This is a genomic window from Paraburkholderia sp. J67, assembly GCF_905220265.1.
Lineage (GTDB): Bacteria > Pseudomonadota > Gammaproteobacteria > Burkholderiales > Burkholderiaceae > Paraburkholderia.
In genome coordinates this window covers 467,107-486,187 of the sequence record NZ_CAJMZK010000001.1, presented here as the reverse complement: position 1 = coordinate 486,187, position 19,081 = coordinate 467,107, and the positions used below count along the sequence as shown (strand labels likewise).

The 19,081-nt window shown below is 64.7% G+C and carries 15 protein-coding genes and 1 pseudogene; 9 read left to right on the top strand and 7 right to left on the bottom strand.

Annotated elements, in window-relative coordinates; genetic code table 11:
* Positions 1 to 39: 39 nt before the first annotated feature.
* Positions 40 to 243: a hypothetical protein gene (locus U5782_RS02075; RefSeq protein WP_322042201.1), complete on the bottom strand. Its 204-nt coding sequence runs from the start codon at positions 241 to 243 to the stop codon at positions 40 to 42.
* On the opposite strand from U5782_RS02075, the gene U5782_RS02070 reads away from it, so the two are divergent.
* The 3 genes from U5782_RS02070 to U5782_RS02060 are packed head-to-tail and all read left to right on the top strand — an operon-like array spanning position 242 to position 6,449.
* Positions 242 to 1,822, top strand: a complete 1,581-nt coding sequence (locus U5782_RS02070) for an efflux RND transporter periplasmic adaptor subunit (RefSeq protein ID WP_322042200.1) — start codon at positions 242 to 244, stop codon at positions 1,820 to 1,822. The genes U5782_RS02075 and U5782_RS02070 overlap by 2 nt on opposite strands.
* A 3-nt stretch (positions 1,823 to 1,825) precedes the next feature.
* Positions 1,826 to 4,993, top strand: coding sequence for a multidrug efflux RND transporter permease subunit (locus tag U5782_RS02065; protein WP_322042199.1), 3,168 nt, complete (start codon positions 1,826 to 1,828; stop codon positions 4,991 to 4,993).
* Positions 4,994 to 5,012: 19 nt separating this feature from the next.
* A complete protein-coding gene (locus U5782_RS02060; RefSeq protein WP_415914241.1) occupies positions 5,013 to 6,449 on the top strand; it encodes an efflux transporter outer membrane subunit in 1,437 nt (478 codons plus the stop codon).
* Between the two features lie 74 nt (positions 6,450 to 6,523).
* Here U5782_RS02060 and U5782_RS02055 read toward each other — a convergent pair whose 3' ends face one another.
* From U5782_RS02055 to U5782_RS02035, 5 genes and pseudogenes are all read right to left on the bottom strand, one after another.
* Positions 6,524 to 6,760 carry a hypothetical protein gene (locus tag U5782_RS02055; RefSeq protein ID WP_322042197.1) on the bottom strand — a complete coding sequence of 79 codons (237 nt, stop codon included), beginning with the start codon at positions 6,758 to 6,760 and terminating at the stop codon, positions 6,524 to 6,526.
* Positions 6,761 to 6,908: 148 nt separating this feature from the next.
* Positions 6,909 to 7,274, bottom strand: coding sequence for a hypothetical protein (locus tag U5782_RS02050; protein WP_322042196.1), 366 nt, complete (start codon positions 7,272 to 7,274; stop codon positions 6,909 to 6,911).
* Between the two features lie 222 nt (positions 7,275 to 7,496).
* On the bottom strand, positions 7,497 to 8,066 hold the full coding sequence (locus tag U5782_RS02045) for an ankyrin repeat domain-containing protein (RefSeq protein ID WP_322042195.1): 570 nt from the start codon (positions 8,064 to 8,066) through the stop codon (positions 7,497 to 7,499).
* Between the two features lie 112 nt (positions 8,067 to 8,178).
* Positions 8,179 to 9,570 carry a TIGR00366 family protein gene (locus tag U5782_RS02040; RefSeq protein WP_322042194.1) on the bottom strand — a complete coding sequence of 464 codons (1,392 nt, stop codon included), beginning with the start codon at positions 9,568 to 9,570 and terminating at the stop codon, positions 8,179 to 8,181.
* 635 nt (positions 9,571 to 10,205) lie between these two features.
* Positions 10,206 to 10,805, bottom strand: a pseudogene (locus U5782_RS02035) (alpha/beta fold hydrolase); the annotation flags it as partial.
* A gap of 296 nt (positions 10,806 to 11,101) precedes the next feature.
* Here U5782_RS02035 and hutC point away from each other — a divergent pair.
* The 6 genes from hutC (at position 11,102) to hutG (ending at position 17,875) form a co-directional block, all read left to right on the top strand.
* A complete protein-coding gene (gene hutC, locus U5782_RS02030; RefSeq protein ID WP_322042193.1) occupies positions 11,102 to 11,824 on the top strand; it encodes a histidine utilization repressor in 723 nt (240 codons plus the stop codon).
* Between the two features lie 256 nt (positions 11,825 to 12,080).
* Positions 12,081 to 13,769 carry a urocanate hydratase gene (hutU, locus tag U5782_RS02025; protein ID WP_322042192.1) on the top strand — a complete coding sequence of 563 codons (1,689 nt, stop codon included), beginning with the start codon at positions 12,081 to 12,083 and terminating at the stop codon, positions 13,767 to 13,769.
* The gene (locus tag U5782_RS02020; protein WP_322042191.1) at positions 13,766 to 14,404 is read left to right on the top strand and encodes a HutD family protein; all 639 of its coding nucleotides are present in this window, start codon (positions 13,766 to 13,768) and stop codon (positions 14,402 to 14,404) included. Before hutU ends, U5782_RS02020 begins: the two co-directional genes overlap by 4 nt.
* Positions 14,401 to 15,624: an imidazolonepropionase gene (gene hutI, locus U5782_RS02015; protein WP_322042190.1), complete on the top strand. Its 1,224-nt coding sequence runs from the start codon at positions 14,401 to 14,403 to the stop codon at positions 15,622 to 15,624. Before U5782_RS02020 ends, hutI begins: the two co-directional genes overlap by 4 nt.
* A gap of 14 nt (positions 15,625 to 15,638) precedes the next feature.
* On the top strand, positions 15,639 to 17,039 hold the full coding sequence (locus U5782_RS02010) for a formimidoylglutamate deiminase (RefSeq protein ID WP_322042189.1): 1,401 nt from the start codon (positions 15,639 to 15,641) through the stop codon (positions 17,037 to 17,039).
* 26 nt (positions 17,040 to 17,065) lie between these two features.
* A complete protein-coding gene (hutG, locus tag U5782_RS02005; protein ID WP_322042524.1) occupies positions 17,066 to 17,875 on the top strand; it encodes an N-formylglutamate deformylase in 810 nt (269 codons plus the stop codon).
* A gap of 89 nt (positions 17,876 to 17,964) precedes the next feature.
* On the opposite strand, the gene U5782_RS02000 is transcribed toward hutG, so the two are convergent.
* Positions 17,965 to 19,020 (bottom strand): porin, encoded by a 1,056-nt coding sequence (locus tag U5782_RS02000; protein WP_322042188.1) that lies wholly within the window; start codon positions 19,018 to 19,020, stop codon positions 17,965 to 17,967.
* Between the last annotated feature and the right edge of the window lie 61 nt (positions 19,021 to 19,081).

The window sequence follows — 19,081 nt, the reverse complement described above, 5'->3', positions numbered from 1 at the left end:
CTTTGCGATTATTTCGACGCCGTTTTCTACTCGCGTTCATCAATAAAAGCAATAGCCCGATTTCAATGGCAAACATGATCGTGCACCTTGAAGAAACGCAGTAAGATTTGCTCCGAGCTTGAGGCGGCGCAGCATGTCCTGCATGTCGGGATTCGCCTGGGGTTCGTCGGTCCAGCGTAGATCGTCGATAACGGAGAAAAGCATGACATGCAGAAAGCGGGCTTCACGTTTGTGCTTGTTCATGGGTTTGGTGGTCGGGCTCGCTGCGTGCCACGACAAAACACCGGTCGCGTCGGCTCCGCCGCCTGCGAATGTGGATGTGATCGACGTCGCGCTGCGCGACGTGCCCGTGGTATTCGACTACGTGGGACAAACGGAAAGCTCGCAGCAGGTCGAAATTCGCGCGCGCGTGAGCGGCTTCCTCGAAAAGCGCATCTATGAAGAAGGCTCGATGGTGCATCAAGGGGACGTCATGTTCCAGATGGACCGCAAGCCGTTTCAAGCCGCGCTCGACGCAGCACACGCCGAATACGCGCAGCAGAAGGCGCGGCTCGATACCGCGCAGGCCAATCTGAATCGCGTCAAACCGCTGGTCGCTAAAAACGCGTTGAGCCAGAAAGACCTCGACGATTCCATCGGCCAGCAACAGGCCGCCGCCGCCGCGCTCGAACAGGCGCGCGCCAACGTCACGAGCGCGTCGCTCAATCTCGGCTATACCACGATCACAGCGCCCGTCACGGGCCTGTCGAGCTTCGCGAAGAAACAGGATGGTTCGTACATCGACACGACCAACAGCCTGCTGACCTACGTCGCGAAACTCGATCCCATGTGGATCAACTTCTCGCTCTCCGAGAACGAGATGCTCAATCTGCGCACGCAGACGAAGAACGGCACACTCAAGATGCCGCAGATGGGCCAGGTCGAAGCGGTGATCGTGCTCGCGGACGGCAGCACCTATCCGTATACCGGGCATATTGCTTTCGCCGATGCTTCGCTAAGCGAACAAACCGGCACGTATCTGATTCGCGCCGAAGTGCCAAACCCGAAGGGCGCATTGCGCCCGGGCCAATTCGTGCGCATCAAGCTAATGGGTGCCGAGCGCGCCAATGCGATTGCGGTGCCGCAGAATGCCGTGATCCAGGGGCCGCGCGGCGCGTTCGTGTGGACTGTCGACAAGGATGGCAAGGCACAGCAGCGCTCGGTCGAAACCGGTGAATGGAACGGCAATAGCTGGGTGATCAGTTCCGGCCTGCATGCGGGCGACCGCGTGGTGGTCGACAACACGCTCAGGCTCATGCCGGGCGCGCCGGTGAACGCGCATACGGTCCCCACGCCCGACGCGGCGGCGAACGTTGGTGTGCAGTCGGAGGCGGGCGGGGCGAGTGGAGCGAGCGGCGGGACGAATGCGGCCACTGCCGCCAACGCCGAGGCTCCTAAAGTGGGCAACGGCGCGACAACGGCCGCCATGTCGGCGAGCGGTGCGAACGCCGCGGGATCGGCACAAACGCCGCTCTACTTCACGAGCGGCAGCGCGAGTCTCGATACGCAATCGGCCGCCGCGCTCGCGGCCGTGGCGCAGCGTCTAGCCGCCTCGCCGCAGACGCGCGTGGTGATTTCCGGCTACACCGATTCGACCGGCTCCTACGCGGCGAACGAGCGGCTCGCCCATGCGCGCGCCGACACGGTCCGCTCGGCGCTCATCGTCGCGGGCGTGCAGGACGCGCGCATCGAGATGAAAAAGCCCGCTCGCGTGGTGGCTTCCGACCCAGCCGACAAATCCCGGCGCGTGGACGTGACCCTCTCGCCCGCCGCGGGAGGTTGAGCGATGAAGTTCTCCCACTTCTTTATCGACCGGCCGATCTTCGCGTCGGTGCTGTCGATCATCCTCGTGGTCGCGGGCTTCGTGTCGATGCTCAACCTGCCGATCGCGCAGTTCCCCGACATCTCGCCGCCGCAGATCACGGTGAGCGCGACCTATCCGGGCGCGAGCGCGGACGTCGTCGCGCAGAACGTGGCCGCGCCGATCGAGCAGCAGGTCAACGGCGCCGACAACATGATGTACATGAACTCGTCGAGTTCCTCGACGGGCAACATGACCTTGACGGTGTACTTCAACATCGGCACCGACCCGTCGCTCGCGCAGGTGGACGTGCAGAACCGCGTGAACCTGGCACTGCCAACCTTGCCCGACGCCGTCACCGCGCAGGGCGTGTCGGTGCAGAAGCGTTCGTCGGCGTTCATGATGGTGATCGCGATCTATTCGCCCGATAACGCCTACGACCAGTCCTACGTGGCGAATTACGCGAACGTCTACGTGCTCGACGCGCTCAAGCGCATTCCCGGCGCGAACCAGGCGACCATTTTCGGCTCCGCCGACTATGCGATGCGCGTCTGGCTCAAGCCCGACCGCATGGCGCGCCTGGGCATCACCGTCGCCGACGTGCAGAACGCCATCAGTGCGCAGAACCAGCAGTTCTCCGCCGGGCGATTAGGGCAGTCTCCAACCGATGGGCCCGTGCAGCAGACCTTCCCGGTGGCGACCAAAGGGCGGCTCACCGAACCCTCGCAGTTCGACGACATCATTCTGCGCGCGGCGTCGGGCGATGCGGCCATCGTGCGGATCAAGGACATCGGCCACACGGAACTGGGCGCGAAGGACTATTCGCTGCGCGGCCGCTACAACGGCAAGACCGCCACGCTGATCGCCGTCTATCAGCAGCCGGGCGCCAACGCGCTGCAGGTGGCCAAGCAGGTGCGCCAGACCCTGGAGCAACTCTCGAAGACCTTCCCGCCGGGCCTCAAATACGAGGTGGCGCTCGATACCACCGAGTTCGTGAGCGAGTCCATTGTCGAGGTCTTGCACACGCTGCGCGACGCGGTGATTCTCGTGATTCTCGTGGTGTTCATCTTCCTGCAGAGCTTTCGCGCGACGCTCGTGCCGATTCTCGCGGTGCCGGTGTCGATCATCGGCGCGTTCATCGGTATGGAAGCGTTTGGCTTCTCGATCAATATGCTCACCTTGTTCGGCATGGTGCTGGCGATCGGCATCGTGGTGGACGATGCGATCGTCGTGATCGAAAACGTCGAGCGCAATATGAGCGAGTTCAAGCTGCCGCCGAAGGAAGCCGCCAAGCGGGCAATGGACGAGGTGAGCGGGCCGGTGGTGGCGATCGTGCTCGTGCTGCTCGCCGTGTTCATTCCAGTGGCGTTTCTTTCCGGCATCACGGGCCAGTTGTACAAGCAGTTCGCGGTGACGATCGCGGTGTCCGTGGTGATCTCTGGGATCGTCGCGCTGACGCTGTCGCCCGCGCTTGCGGCCATCCTGCTCAAACCGGGCGAGCATAAGAAGAACCGCTTTTTCCGCTGGTTCAACGAGAAGTTCGACAAGCTCACGAACGGCTACGCCAGTTGGGTGCAGACCGCGATCCGCCGCGTCGTGCTGTCGATTGGCCTGATCATTGTGATGATGGTGGCGACAGGCGGGCTCTTCAAGTCGATTCCCTCGTCGTTCCTGCCGGTGGAGGATCAGGGCTATTTGCTCGGCGCGGTCGTGATGCCCGATGCGGCCAGCCTCGACCGTACCGGCGAACTCTCGAAGAAAGCCGAGGACTGGTTTGCGCAGCAGCCGGCGGTCAGTTCGGTGGCGGCGCCAATCGGCTTTAGCCTGATCGACTCGCAATACAAGTCCAACGCTGGCACGCTCTTCATTACGCTCAAGGGTTTCGGCGAGCGCGGCAAGAACGGTACCGCGCAGGATTTGATTCGCGAGGCGTCGAAGCACTTTTCGACCTTCAAGGAAGGTGTCATCGTGCCGCTCAATCCGCCTTCGATTCCGGGGCTGGGCACCACGGGCGGCTTCGAGTTCTGGCTGCAAAGCACAGGCGACGGCAACTATCAGCAACTGGAGCAGAAGGTGCGGGCGATGGTCGCGAAGGCGCGCCAGACGCCGGCCTTGCGCAGCGTGAATTCGACCATCAACACGAATTCGCGGCAATTGCTGGTCGAGGTGGACCGCGAGCGCGCGGAAACGATGGGCGTGCCGGTGCAGGACGTTTATTCCGCACTGCAAACGATGTTCGGCTCGTCCTATGTGAGCCAGTTCCCGAAGGGCAGCCGGCTGTTCCAGGTGATCGTGCAGGCGGAACCACAGTACCGCACGCGTCCCGACGACATCCAGCAGCTCTACGTGCGTAACCGCACCGGCAGCATGGTGCCGATCAAGGCCGTGGCAACGGTGCGCTTCGTGCCGGGCCCCGACATCGTCAACCGCTTCAACAACTTCCCGGCGGCGAAGATCACGGGCGATGCGGCGCCGGGCCATAGCTCGGGCGAGGCGATTGCGGCGATGGAGGAGATTGCGAAAGAAACGCTCGGCGACGGCTATAGCTACGAATGGAGCGGTCAGGCCTACGAAGAAAAGAAGGCCGGTTCCACGGCGGCGATGGTGTTCGCGTTCGCGCTGCTGATGGTGTTCCTGATTCTGGCGGCTCAGTACGAGAAGTGGTCGCTGCCGATCGGCGTGCTGCTCGCGGTGCCATTCGCGATCTTCGGCGCGCTGGTGGGGATTCTGATTCGCGGCATGGAAGACGATGTGTACTTCCAGATCGGCTTGACGGTGCTGATCGCGCTGGCGGCGAAGAACGCCATTCTGATCTTTGAATTCGCCGTGGAAATGCGCGAGAAGGAGAACATGTCGCCGTACGACGCGGCGATTGCGGCCGCGAAGCTGCGCCTGCGGCCGATCATCATGACGTCGCTCGCGTTCATCCTGGGTTGCGTGCCGCTCGCGATCGCCAGCGGGGCGTCGGCGGCGAGCCGCCGCTCGCTCGGCACCGGTGTGATCTTCGGCATGCTGGGCGCCACGCTGATCGCGCTGTTCTTCATTCCGATGTTCTTTTGGGGCCTCGAAACGCTGTCCTCGCGCAAGAAGCCGAAGGCCGAAGCGCCGCCGAGCGCCACGCCGCCGGCGCTGCCGCCCGCGCAGGAGGGTTGACGCCATGAACCCGATACTGATGAAGCGTGCATCGCGTTCCGGCGCACTGGCTGCGGGCGCACTGAGCGTGGCGTTGCTCGCCGCTTGCGCGGTCGGCCCCGACTACCATCGGCCGACGGTGGCGACGCCGTCGACCTGGCGTTATGCCTCCGCGAACGGCGAGGCGATCGATCCCTCGCTCGACTGGTGGAAGCAGTTCAACGATCCGGTGCTCGACGATCTGATCGCGAAGGCGCTGGCGCAGAACAAGGATCTGGGCATCGCGGCGGCGCGCGTCGAAGAGTATTACGGCCGCTATGTCGTCGCGCGCTCGGGACTGTTCCCGCAGGTCAGCGCGAATTTCGGCGCGTCGCGCAGTCGCGGCGTGCCTGCGCCCGGCTATCCGCCGCTGGTGGGCAACCAGGTGCAATTGCAGGGCGTGGCCTCGTGGGAGCTCGATCTGTTCGGACGCTTGCGGCGGCTCACGGAAGCCGCGCGCGCCGATTATCTCGGCACGCAGTCGGCGCAGCAGGCCACGCGTATCGCGCTGATCGCCAATGTGGCGACGAGCTATCTGCTGCTGCGCGACCTCGACAATCAACTGACGATTGCGCAGGAGACGCTCAAGAGCCGCGAAGGCTCGTTGGCGCTGTTCGAGGAGCGCTTCGCGGGCGGCGTGGTGTCGAAGCTGCAATTGAGCCAGGCGAAGTCCGAATACGAATCGGCGCAGGCATCGGTCTTTTCGATCCAGCAGCAGATCGCCCAGCAGGAAGATGCGATTTCGCTGCTGCTCGGCCAGAATCCGGGGCCGATTCCGCGTGGCAAGACCATCACGCAATTGAGCGCCCCGGCGATTCCGGCCGGGCTGCCTTCGTCGCTGCTGGAGCGCAGGCCCGACGTCCTCCAGGCAGAACAGGCGCTGATTGCGGCCAATGCGTCGATTGGCGCGGCAAAGGCGCAGTATTTCCCGGAGATCTCGCTCACGGGCCTATTCGGGGCGGCCAGCACGGCGCTCTCGGGCCTGTGGACCGGGCCGGCGCGCGTGTGGTCGTTCGCGGGTTCGATCACGCAGCCGATCTTCGAAGGCGGCGCGATCGCGGGTTCGGTGCATGAGGCCGAGGCGCAGCATCAGGAAGCACTCTTGAGCTATGAGCAGACGATCCAGCAGGCTTTCGCCGATGTCGAGAATGCGCTCGTGGGCGTCAGCGGCACGCGCGATCAGCTCGACGCCACGACGCGCCAGGTGGACGCGCTCACGCAGTACGCGTCGCTCTCGCGCGATCTTTACGAAGGGGGCTATACGAGCTACCTCGAAGTGCTGGATGCCGAACGCAGTCTGTTCGCGGCCCAGATCCAGCAGTCACAGTTGCAGGATCAGCAACTCGCGCAGATCGTGACGCTCTACAAGGCGTTGGGCTACGGCTGGACGCCCAACTCGAGCGCGAACGCCGACGCCAAAACGGCGCCGAAGTCATAGCTGCGATTCAGACGTTATCTCCATGCGCTATTGCGAAGGACGGCGCATGGCGAGACGCCGTCCTTCATGCCCGTTCAGGGCGCATCCGACATCAGATAACGCAGCGATTGCGGCGCGGGCCGCGTCGCCTTGGCGACTGGCTGCGGTTTGCGATCGTTACGCGAGATTTTTTGCACCTGCTTGCCGGTGTTCATGCCGGGGGCGAGCGCGTTGCCTTGCGCCCATGCCGAGGTGCTCATCGACGTGGCGCACGCGCAGAGCGTGACCGTAACGATCGTCGATGCGAGCTGGGATGTGACCGTCGAGACCATGAGAACGCTCCCGCGCCGGCGCGAGGCCGTAGGTGCGCTGGCAGGGTGCCGGCGCTGCGTTCCTGAGTATGGTGCGACGATAGCGCGGCCGCCTCCATCGTTTGATGGAGAAACGTGCGGCCGGGCGGTTCAGGCGTTCAGCGCGATGTCAGTCGGCGGCGCGGCGGTCGGAGAGCGCGATCTCGCAGTCCTTGAGCACCTGAAGCACCAGCTTCGCCTGGTAGTTGAGATCGTCCGTGTCGAGAATCTCCTCGACCGCGTCGCGCGCCCACGTGGCGTCCACGAACCACGCGTGCTGCCGGGCGATTTCCTGGGCGATCGCGGTGAGCCGCGCGATGGCGAGCCAGTCGGCCTCTCGCGCGTGGCGGTCGAGCCACTTGTGCGCCGCCTGCACGTGAAAGGCCGCGTTGGGCCACGATTCGTTGAGGTAGTAGGCTCCGAGGCTCCCGCAGGTGAGCCAGCAGAGCAGTTCCACGCGGTCGCGTGGACTCAGGTGGTGGCGTACATCACTCATGGCGACGCTCGCGAAGGTGACAGAGTTCGATTGACGGGCACGTGTGCGTTACGACTCCGGTAACCAGACGATATCACGGGTTACGTAAGCTGTCAGAGCAAGTCATGTGCCGTGTGGGGCTACAGGAATAGCGTCGCCTGGCGGCGGCTGGTATGCAAACCAGGAGTGACACCAGGGAGACGTCAGGAAGGTCCGTTCCCTGGGGACTTGCCGATCGCGAATCTAGTACGTCCGGCCGCTCGTGTGTGCGAGTCGCGCGGCGGCGTCGGTGGCGCCCATGGCGTTGGCGACATCGAACGCCGTGTTGCCGGCGCCGTCCTGCGCACGCGGATTGGCGCCGCGCGCGAGCAGTTGATCGACGATATCGACGCGATTGAACATGGCCGCGATCATCAGCGCGGTGCGGCCGTCGGGCGAGGCACCCTCGACGTCGGCGCCATTGTCGAGCAGCGCGCTGATCACGTCGATATAGCCCTTGAACGCGGCGCCCGCGAGCGGCGTCTGGCCGTTTTCGTTGCGCAGGTCGGGATCGGCGCCGTGCTGGATCAGCGCGCGTACCGCGTCGGCGTGGCCGTGATAGCTCGCCAGCATCACGAGGCTGTCGCCTTTCTCGTTGCGCATATCGGGCGGCAGGCCCTGATCGATCAGCGAGGCGAGTGTGGCGGCCTCGCCACGGCGGGCGGTATCGAACACTTCGCGCGCGAAATCAACGAGGCGCGGATCGAGATCTTCGGTGGGCAGGATCTTTCCGGGCACGGCAGGCTCCTTGAGCGCGTTCGGGCGTTCGTCCATTGTCGCCGAATTATGCGTAGGGTGCGCGTAAGGGCGGTGGAAAGAAAAAACGGCGCCGCGTGACAGGGCACGCAGCGCCGTTCTGGCCGTGGCGGTTGGCTTTATCGGCCGCTCAAGGCACGAGCCACAGCGCGACCGCGTAAATCACGAGCGACACCGCGAAGGTCACGGCGGTATAGCCCATCACGCGCTGGATGCGGATGCCCGCAATGGCGACGATCGGCACGGCCCAGAACGGTTGCAGCATGTTCGAGACGTTCTCGGCCATCGCCACGCCCATCGCGGTGCGCGGCACGGAAGCATGCAGGCTCAGCGCGGCGGGCAGCACGAACGGCCCTTGCACGGCCCAGTGGCCGCCGGCGCTCGGCACCAGCAGCGTGATGATGAGCGAGCTCAGATAGCTCCAGATCGGCAGCGTGACGGGCGTGGCGATCACGACGAACGCCTTGGCGATCATCGAGGCAAGGCCGGTGCCCTTCATGATGCCCATGATGCCGCCGTAGACGGGGTACTGGAGCAGCATCGAGCCGGTCTGACGCGCGGCGCGGCGAATTGCGTTCGCATAGGCGATGGGCGTGCGCTGCAGCGCGAGGCCGATCAGCAGGAAGATCAGGATCGTCGTGTTGATGTCGAGATCGAAACCCTTTTCGCTCCATTCCATCGCCAGATAGCCTACGCCCAGCACGAGCAGCAGCAGCGTGCCGAGCATCGACTGTTCGAGGCGCGTGGCGAAAGAAGGCGTGTCGCTCACGCGTGCGTGCGGATCGTCGCTCGGGGCGCTGTCTTCGCTTTCCGCAGCCTGGTTGAAGGCCACCACGTCTTCGGCCTTCGGGTGCATGCGGATGAAGATGAAGGTCATCACGACCACCACGAGCACCGTGGGCACGAACACGAACGGGGCGAACACGGTCTGCGCGAGCGGAATGACCTGACCCGTGGCTTTTTCGACCAGATTGAGCGCGTTGCCGTGCGACGCCTGCGAGAGCGCGATCGAGCTGGACAGGCCGCTATTGCAGATCGACCACGCCGAATAGCTGCCCGCCACGAGCCACGCGAAATCGACCTTCACGCGCCGCGCGATCTCGCGCGAGAGCAGCGCGCCGACGATCAGGCCGAGCCCCCAGTTGAGCCAGGCCGCAATCGCGACGACGGGAAACACCAGCAGCGCGGCGCGCGCCGGCGTCTGGGCGCGGGAGGCGAGCGCGCGCAGGCCGCGCTGGACGATCGGCGCTTCGGCGATGGCATAGCCGGTCGCCAGAATCAGGATCATCTGCAGCGCGAAGCCGAGAATGCCGAAGGTGCCCGTGTACCACGCGTCGAGCAGCGTCGGCACATTGCCGTGCGGCGCGAACGCGAGGGCGATGACGGCGACGAAGGCGGTGAGGCAGATCGACAGGACGAAGGGGTCTGGCATGACCCGCTCGAATACGTAGACGAGGGCGGCGACCACGCCGCGTCCCTTGGCAGAGGGCGCTTGCGCGCTGGAGTAGTTGTCTCTTTTCATGCTGTTATTGCTCACGCAGCGTGTGGCTGCAGGCTGGCCAGGGCGGTCAGGATCGGCGTGCGTGTGCGGATGGACCCCTCTCCACGCGGCTGCGCGGCCGAACGGGCAGAGGGTCTGTCGGTCGGTCTTCGAGCGTGGTGGGCGGGGTGCCGGTGCGGCGCTCCTCCAGTGCAGAGGCGTCAAGCCCCGGCGCAGCGGGTTCATATGCGCCTTGCGCGGCATGATGAAAACGCTGCGCGAGGCGGCCAGGCCCGTTCTTGTTGTTCGATGTTCGTTATATGAACACCGTTTCGTTTATCGAACCGGCCAATGGTCCCCTCATGCGAAGTGAATGTCAAGCCGCGATCGTGCATGGACGGGGTCTTTTCGCCGCCGTTGGCTGCCGATTGAATGCTAATTGAAAGAATTGGCGCGCCGGATGGCCGGGCGGCCAGCGCGAGGCTGGCGCTCCGGTTAGCGCGTTTCCGATCGGAAAATAAGGCTGCGGCCCGCGTCATGGCATGCGGGGCCGCCAGAGGAGGAGGTCAGGCGTTGCTGCTTTTGTCTTCGTCGCGCGCTTCGTTTTCGTCTTCGTCGTAATCGCCGTCGTCTTCGTACTCGTCGTATTCGTCCTCATAGGCCGCGCCGCTGCCCAGCAGGAATTCGTCGACGAGCGGCGCGAGCACGCGCGCGTGCGCGTTGGCGAGATCGTGTCCGCCACCGTTCACCACGTCGAGTTCCGAGTTCGGCAGCAGCTCAAGCAGACGTTCGCCGACGGCAAGCGGGCTGATCGGATCGTCGTCGCCCCACAGCAGCATGACGGGCTGCTGGATATAGGCGAGCTCGCCCGTCAGGTCCTCTTTGAGCGTCAGGAACCAGTCCGGCACGTTCGGGTTGTTGGCGGCGAAATCCGCGCGCCAGTCCTGCCCGCCGAGCGCCTGCACGTCGAGGCCGCCCGAGGTGACGGTCAGCACGATATGCGTGATGAGCGCCGTCTTCGCGAGCGCCGCGCGCAGCGCGATCACGCCGCCCATCGACTGGGCGATCAGCGCGGTCGGCTGGTCGATCTGCTGCACGATCTTGCGCACGAGGTCTTCGAAATGCTCGACGTCGGGATCGGCCGGCGCGCCGCCAAAGCCCGGATACGTGGCGAAGCGGCGCGTGGCCGGATGCGTGAGCTGGTCCGCGAGCGGTTGCCAGAACGCCGGGTCGCCCGAGGCGCCGGGCAGGAAGAGGAGTTGGGTCGGTGTGTGCAAGATGGTTCGCCGGGAACGGGCGGAGTCGCGAGGCGCGGCGGCGCGCCGGGACTTGCGCGGGGGTTGTGGGATGCGATAGTGCGATAGCGGCCGATCTTAGCACGCAGCCCACGCGGCGAATGGGGCGCCGAGAGGGTGCCGACAGGGTGCCGATGGGACGCCAACGCACGGGCCGCCGCGCAGCGGACGGTACAATGTGGGCCGGCCGGGAGGCCGCCACGTCGCCATGTTCCGCAAGGCATCGCCAATACTGCGGCCAACCCTGCGCGACGCCGCCCATTTCCAGATCGAAGACCATGCAAAAAAAGCCGGCCAAAGGGACGACAGGCACGTCGTTGCCCGCCTACGAACAGATCAAGCGTCACGTGCTCGCGCAAATCGAAAGCGGCGCGCTCAAGCCCGGTGACGTCGTGCCTTCCGAAACGGAGATGGTCAAGGAATTCGGTGTCGCGCGCATGACCGTGTCGCGCGCGCTGCGCGAACTGATGGCCGACGGCGTGCTCAACCGCGTGCGCGGTTCGGGCACTTACGTCGCGCCGCGCCAGTACGAATCGACCGTCCTGCAGATTCGCAATATCGCCGATGAAATCGCCGCGCGCGGTCACCGTCACGCGGCCCGCGTGCTCGCGCTCGAAGCGAGCGACGACGCGAATGCGATCGCCGCGCTCGAACTCGACGCAGGCCCGGTGTTCCATTCGCGCATCGTGCATAGCGAAGAGGGTGAGCCGATCCAGTACGAGGATCGCTACGTGAATCCCGAGGTGTTCCCCGACTATCTGGAGCAGGACTTTACGGTCGAAACGCCGAATCACTACATGGTGCGGCTCGCGCCGATCCAGCGCGCGGAATTCCGCATCTACGCGCAGAAGCCCGACGCGCGCGTGCGCCAGTACCTCGAAATGGAGATTGGCGAACCGTGTCTGCTGCTGTTGCGGCGCACCTGGGTGGGGCGGCACGTGGCCACGTCCGTGCGGCTCTGGCATCCGGCTTCGCGTTTCCATCTGGCCGGTACGGTCTGACGCTTTTCGCCTTCCTCGCTCCCGCCTGCTTGTCTAGTCAATGAGCGCCGCCTCTGGCGCTCGATTCCCGCTTGAACACCCAAATTACCCCGCGAAATCGCCAGGGTAACTACCTACGTTCGTTTTATTGAAACGAGTTGTATATACAACTTAACGGCGATAGACTAGCTCTCACGTTGCCGCGACGCCGCTTGAGGCTCATGCCAAAAAGCCGCCCGGTCGCCCCAGAACTTCCATCCCGAGACGAACGAACGCCATGAACCATCCGAACTTCACCGATCCCCGCCTCGACCCGTCCCGCACGATCCGCGCGCCGCGCGGCAGCGAGAAGGTCTGCAAGACCTGGCTGGCCGAAGCCGCGTACCGCATGCTCCAGAATAATCTGGACCCGGAAGTGGCGGAGCATCCGCATGCACTGGTCGTTTATGGCGGTATCGGCCGCGCCGCGCGCAACTGGGAATGCTATGACCAGATCCTCGCGTCGCTGAAGGAACTGAACGAAGACGAAACGCTGCTGATCCAGTCGGGCAAGCCGGTGGGCGTGTTCCGCACCCATGCCGATGCACCGCGCGTGCTGCTCGCGAACTCGAACCTCGTGCCGCACTGGGCCACGTGGGAGCATTTCCACGAACTCGACCGCAAGGGCCTCATGATGTACGGCCAGATGACGGCGGGCAGCTGGATCTATATCGGTTCGCAGGGCATTGTTCAGGGCACCTATGAAACCTTCTTCTCGGTGGCCAACCAGCATTTCAACGGCGACCCGAAGGGCCGCTGGATTCTCACGGGCGGTCTCGGCGGCATGGGCGGCGCACAGCCGCTGGCCGCGACGATGGCGGGCTTCTCGATGATCGCAGTGGAATGCGACGAATCGCGTATCGACTTCCGTCTGAAGACGCGTTATGTCGACCGCAAGGCCAAGACGATCGACGAAGCGCTCGCGATCATCGAAGAAGCGAAGCGTGACGGCAAGCCGGTATCGGTGGGTCTGCTCGGCAATGCCGCCGACGTGTTCGCAGAGTTCGTCGCACGCGGCATCACGCCGGATTGCGTGACCGACCAGACCAGCGCGCACGATCCGATCAACGGCTACCTGCCGCAAGGCTGGAGCGTCGAGCAATGGCGCGAGGCGCAAAAGGTTGCGCCGGAAAGCATCGTCAAGGCCGCGAAGCAGTCGATGGCCGAGCAGGTGCGCGCAATGCTCACGCTGCAGGAACGCGGCGCGGCCACGCTCGACTACGGCAACAACATCCGCCAGATGGCGCTGGAAATGGGCGTCGAAAACGCCTTCGATTTCCCGGGCTTCGTGCCGGCCTATATTCGCCCGCTGTTCTGCGAAGGCAAGGGTCCGTTCCGCTGGGTCGCGCTCTCGGGCGATCCTGAGGATATCTACAAGACCGACGCCAAGGTGAAGGAGTTGATCCCCGACGATCCGCACCTGCACAACTGGCTCGACATGGCGCGTGAGCGCATCGCGTTCCAGGGCCTTCCCGCGCGTATCTGCTGGGTGGGCGTGAAGGATCGCTATCGTCTGGGCCAGGCGTTCAACGAAATGGTCAAGAACGGCGAACTGAAAGCGCCGATCGTGATCGGCCGCGATCACCTCGACACGGGTTCGGTCGCCAGCCCCAACCGCGAAACCGAATCGATGAAGGACGGCTCGGACGCCGTGAGCGACTGGCCGCTGCTCAACGCCCTGCTGAACACGGCAGGCGGCGCATCGTGGGTCTCGCTGCACCACGGCGGCGGCGTGGGCATGGGCTTCTCGCAGCACTCGGGCGTCGTGATCGTCGCCGACGGCACGCAAGCCGCTCACGAGCGTCTGGGCCGCGTGCTGCACAACGATCCGGCTACGGGCGTGATGCGTCACGCGGACGCCGGCTACGAACTCGCGCAGCAGACCGCGCGTGAAGCGGGCCTCAATCTGCCGATGCTGGGCCGATGAGCCATACGCCTGCAACGCAACAGGCAGGCGCCGCGCAGCTCACGCTGCTGCGCGGCGTGGACCTGGTGGCGTCGCCGTGGAAGAACGGCGGCGGCGTCACGCGCGAGATCGCCGTGGCGCATGCGCCCGGCGCTTCGGCCGATGCGTTCGCGTGGCGCGTGAGCGTCGCCGACGTCGCGCAGGCCGGCCCGTTTTCGCGCTTCGAGGGCGTGGCGCGTACGCTCGTGCTGCTCGAAGGCGCGGGCATGGTGCTCGACGAAACGGGCGCGCATGCACGTACGCATACGCTCGCGAACGTGCTCGACGTGGCATGCTTCGACGGTGAAGCGCCGATCGCCGCGCGCCTCATCGACGGTCCCACGCGCGACTTCAATCTGATGGTGCGCCGTGAGGTTGCGCGCGCAACGTTTGAGGTTTGGCGCGAGCAAGCGACGCAAGATGTGGATGCCGAAACCGTTTTGCTCTATTGCGCGAGCGGCACAACGACCGTGCGCGTGAACGGTGGTGAGCGTATGGTGCTGGCAGCGGGCGACACGCTGCGCATCGACACTTCAGCCACGGCACGCACCGTGCGGATCGAGACGCAAGGCGAGGGCGCCTTGCTCGCCATCGCACTGGAATCCATCAAGCCATGAACCAGACAGTCTGGCATCACCTGAATCTGTGCGCGCAGGGCGACCCGCGCGACACCATTGAAAACGCGGCGATCGCCGTCGAGAACGGCGCCATCGTCTGGATGGGCGCCGTTTCGGCGCTGCCACCGTCATTCGCGCAGTGGCCGCGCGAGGACCTGAAGGGCGCGTGGGTGACGCCCGGCCTCGTCGATTGTCATACGCATCTCGTCTACGGCGGCCAACGCGCCGACGAATTCGCGCAGCGCCTCGCGGGCGTGAGCTATGAAGAGATCGCGCGCAACGGCGGCGGTATCGTCTCGACCGTGCGCGCGACGCGCGCCGCGAGCGAAGCGTCGTTGTTCGTGCAATCGGCCGCGCGCCTTGAACCGTTGCTCGCCGAAGGCGTTACGGCAGTCGAGATCAAGTCGGGCTACGGCCTCGAACTCGAAGCCGAGCGCAAGATGCTGCGCGTCGCGCGGCAACTGGGCGAACGCTATCCGGTCACGGTGCGCACGACTTTCCTCGGCGCGCATGCGTTGCCGCCCGAATACGCGGGCCGCGCCGATGCCTATATCGACGAAGTGTGCGAGCGCATGCTGCCCGCGCTGGCGGACGAAGGTCTCGTCGATGCCGTCGATGTGTTCTGCGAGCGCATCGGCTTCACGATCGCACAAAGCGAGCGCGTGTTCGAAGCGGCCGCACGCCGCAATCTGCCCGTCAAGATGCATGCGGAGCAACTGTCGAACAGCGGCGGTGCGGCGCTGGCCGCGCGCTACGGCGCGCTCTCGTCAGATCACCTGGAATTCCTCGACGAAGCTGGCGTAGCCGCGATGAAGGAAGCGGGAAGCGTTGCCGTGCTGCTCCCGGGCGCGTATTACTTCATCCGCGAAACGCAGTTGCCGCCGCTGGACCTGCTGCGTCGCTACGAAGTGCCCATCGCGATTTCTACGGACAGCAATCCCGGCACGTCGCCCGCTACCTCGCTGCTGCTCATGATGAACATGGCGACCACGCTGTTCCGCATGACCGTGCCCGAAGTCCTTCAAGGCGTGACGCAACATGCGGCGCGCGCATTTGGCGATGCGCAACGGCACGGCACGCTGACCGTGGGCCGTCCGGCCGACTTCGCGGTGTGGCAAGTGCAATCGCTTGCGGAACTCGCTTACTGGATCGGCCGTCCGCTGTGCACGCGCGTCGTGCGCGGCGGCAAGACTGTCTTCGATCGTCCATTGACCGCTTGAATCACGCTACGAACATGACATCTTCTTCCCGTGCGCTGTTCGCGGCGCAGGCCTGGCTGCCGCAAGGCTGGCAACGCAATGTGCTGCTCGAATGGGATGACGCAGGCACGCTGCTGCGCGTGCAGTCCGGTCTCGACGCCGCGCCCGCAGGCGTCGCGCATGCTTCGGGTCCGGTCATGCCTGGGATGCCTAATCTTCATTCGCACGCCTTTCAGCGTGCGATGGCGGGCCTCACCGAGTATCGCGCGAATCCCACCGACAGCTTCTGGAGTTGGCGCGACCTGATGTACCGCTTCGCCGCGCGCATCACGCCGGACGATCTGGGCGCGGTCGCGCGCTGGCTCTATGTGGAAATGCTCAAGGCCGGCTATACGTCGGTCTGCGAATTCCACTATGTGCATCATGCCCACGACGGGCAGCGCTACGTCAATCCGGCCGAACTGGCCGAGCGTGTCGTCGCGGCCGCGGGCGAGACGGGCATCGGCATGACCATGCTGCCGGTGCTCTATCAGTACAGCGGATTTGGCGCGCGTGCCCCGCGCGAGGACCAGCGCCGCTTCATCAATACGCCCGAGCAATTGCTAGGCATCGTTGAAGCGCTGCGTGGCGCACGTCCCGAGCATGGCGCGTTGCGCTACGGCGTGGCGCCGCATTCGTTGCGCGCCGTGTCGGAGGCCTCGTTGCGGTCGCTGCTGGGCGGGCTCGATGCGATGTCGCCGGGTGCGCCCGTCCACATTCATATCGCCGAACAGACTGCCGAAGTCGAGGCCTGCGTCGAGACCGAAGGTGCGCGTCCAGTGCAATGGCTGCTCGATCGCTTCGATGTGGATGCACGCTGGTGTCTCGTGCATGCTACCCATGTCGATGAAAAGGAAACCCAGGCGCTCGCGCGTAGTGGTGCGGTAGCCGGTCTGTGCCTTACCACTGAGGCTAATCTGGGCGACGGTATCTTTCCGGCACACGACTATCTCGCCGCGAACGGCGTGTTCGGCGTGGGCTCGGACAGCCATATCGGCGTGGACTGGCGTGCGGAACTGCGCCTGCTCGAGTACGGTCAGCGTCTCGTGCGCCGCGAGCGCAATGTGCTGGCGGGATCGCAGCAGACCAGCGTGGCGGACCGTCTGTTCGGCGCGGCGCTCGCGGGCGGTGCGCGTGCGACGGGTCGCCAGGTGGGCGCGCTCGAAGCGGGCGCGCGTGCAGACTGGATCGTGCTAGATCCACAGCATCCCGATCTCGCGGAAAAGACGCCGCAGAACTGGCTTTCCTCGGTCGTGTTCTGCGAACATGGAGAAACGCCCGTGCTCGACGTCTACACGGGCGGCGAAAAGGTCGTGGAAGGCCGTCGCCATCGCGATGAAGCACGCCTCTACGCGGACTATCGCGCGACGCTGGCGCGGCTGCTCGCTGCCGCTTGAGCGCACCCCAACGAACGGACCGAATGATGACCGACCTCTACACCCTCGAGCGCGGCGACGCGCCGCTGCTCATTTCGATCCCGCACCTCGGCACCGTGATTCCCGAGGCGCTGCACGGGCAGTACACGGATATTGCGTTGACCGTCGCGGATACCGACTGGCATCTCGATCGCCTCTATGCCTTCGCGAAGTCGCTGGGCGCGACGATTCTGGGCGCGCGCGTCTCGCGTTATGTGATCGACCTGAATCGCCCGCCCAACGATGAGAGCCTTTATCCGGGCCAGACGACCACGTCGCTGTGCCCGACCGAAACGTTTCGCGGCGAGCCGATCTATCGCGAGGGCGGCGCGCCCGATGCGGCGGAGCGTGAGCGTCGCGTCCAGGCGTACTGGCAGCCGTATCACCAGACGCTGCGCGCCGAATTGCAGCGTCTGCGCAGCCGCCATGCGAATGTGCTGCTGTGGGAGGCCCATTCGATTGCGAGCGTGCTGCCGCGCCTGTTCGACGACAAATTGCCGGACCTGAATCTCGGCACGCAGGAAGGACGCACGACGCACGCGTCGATTCAGGCGCGCGCCGAACAGGCCGCGGCCGATAGCGCCTACACGTGGGTTGCGAACGGACGCTTCAAGGGCGGCTATATCACGCGGCATTTCGGTGCGCCGCAAGACGGTGTGCACGCAATCCAGCTTGAAATGTGCCAGTCCACGTATATGGACGAACACGCGCCGTTCGACTATGCGCCTGAGCTTGCCGGGCGTGTCGAACCCGTGCTGCGCAAGATGGTGGGCGGGGCGCTTGACGCCATCCATGCGTTGAATGCTGCGACTTCATGATTCGCTATTGACATCATAAGTCATACGAAATAAGCGGCTCTGGATTGATGATCCAGAGCCGCTTTGATTTGTGCGTCGCTAAGGCGGCTTTAGAAACGATGGACGATGCCGATCTGCACGCCACGCGCGTTGGCGCCCGCGTAAGCGAGCGGCAGTCCCGAATTGGCTGCTCCAGCCAGCGTGTAGGTCGCCTGGTTACGGTTGCGCAGGAAGGACAGCGCGCCGTAGAAGTTCGTGGTCTTGGAGAGATCGTATTCGTACATCAGGCCAAGCTGGTCGGCGTTATTGCCTTGCGAGGTGCGGTCGCGCAGCATGGCGTAACCAAACGCGAGCGTGTTCGCCGAATTGAATTGGTACTTGGCGGAGAGGCCGGTCGTATAGGCGTTGAGCGCAAAATCGGGCCACTTCATGTCCGAGTAACCGCCAAACAGCGTCGCACGGCCGATCTCGTACGAAACGCCGGCCATGATCGTGCGATTGGTCGCGCTACCGTCGCTGTCCTTGAGCCACTGGCCTGCGACGAACGCGTTGAAGGGGCCATGCGCATAGGTGACGTCGAATTGCTGGCTGGAACCGGCTGCACGCAAACCGCCCGCATTGCCGAAGCCCAGGTAAACGCCCGCCTGCAACCCTGCGAATTCGGGCGTCACATAGGACACGGTGTTGCTGGTGCGGAACGAGAACACCGTGAGGTTGTCCATGCCCGACGCCTGGGTGACACCGCCGAACGCATCCTGGCCGCCCTGATCGTTGAAGAGCGGCGAGTTTTGCCGGCCGACGCGCATTTCGCCCCAGTTGCCCGAAAGGCCGACCCATGCCTGGCGGTCGAACAGCGAGCCGCTCGTCGCCTGGGTTCCATCGGTGGGATTGAAGCCGTTTTCCAGCACGAACGAAAGCGTTTGTCCGCCGCCCAGATCCTCCTTGCCTTTGAGGCCGAAGCGGCTGCCCCATTGACCGCTGGAGCCGAGCGCGGCGGTATAGCCGTTGCCGGTGTTCACGTACTGCGCGAACTCGTCGATCAGGCCGTAGAACGTGACGCCGTCCTGGGCGTGGGCGGCTTGCGTTGCGAGGGCGAACGACGCCGCGCCAAGCGCACGCAGGGCGGGGCGTTGGAAGGCAGCGTGTCGGGATACAGTCTTTTTCATTATCAGTACAACTATTTATTGAAAGGAAAAGAATAAGCGCGCGGGTCGTTGGACCCGCGCG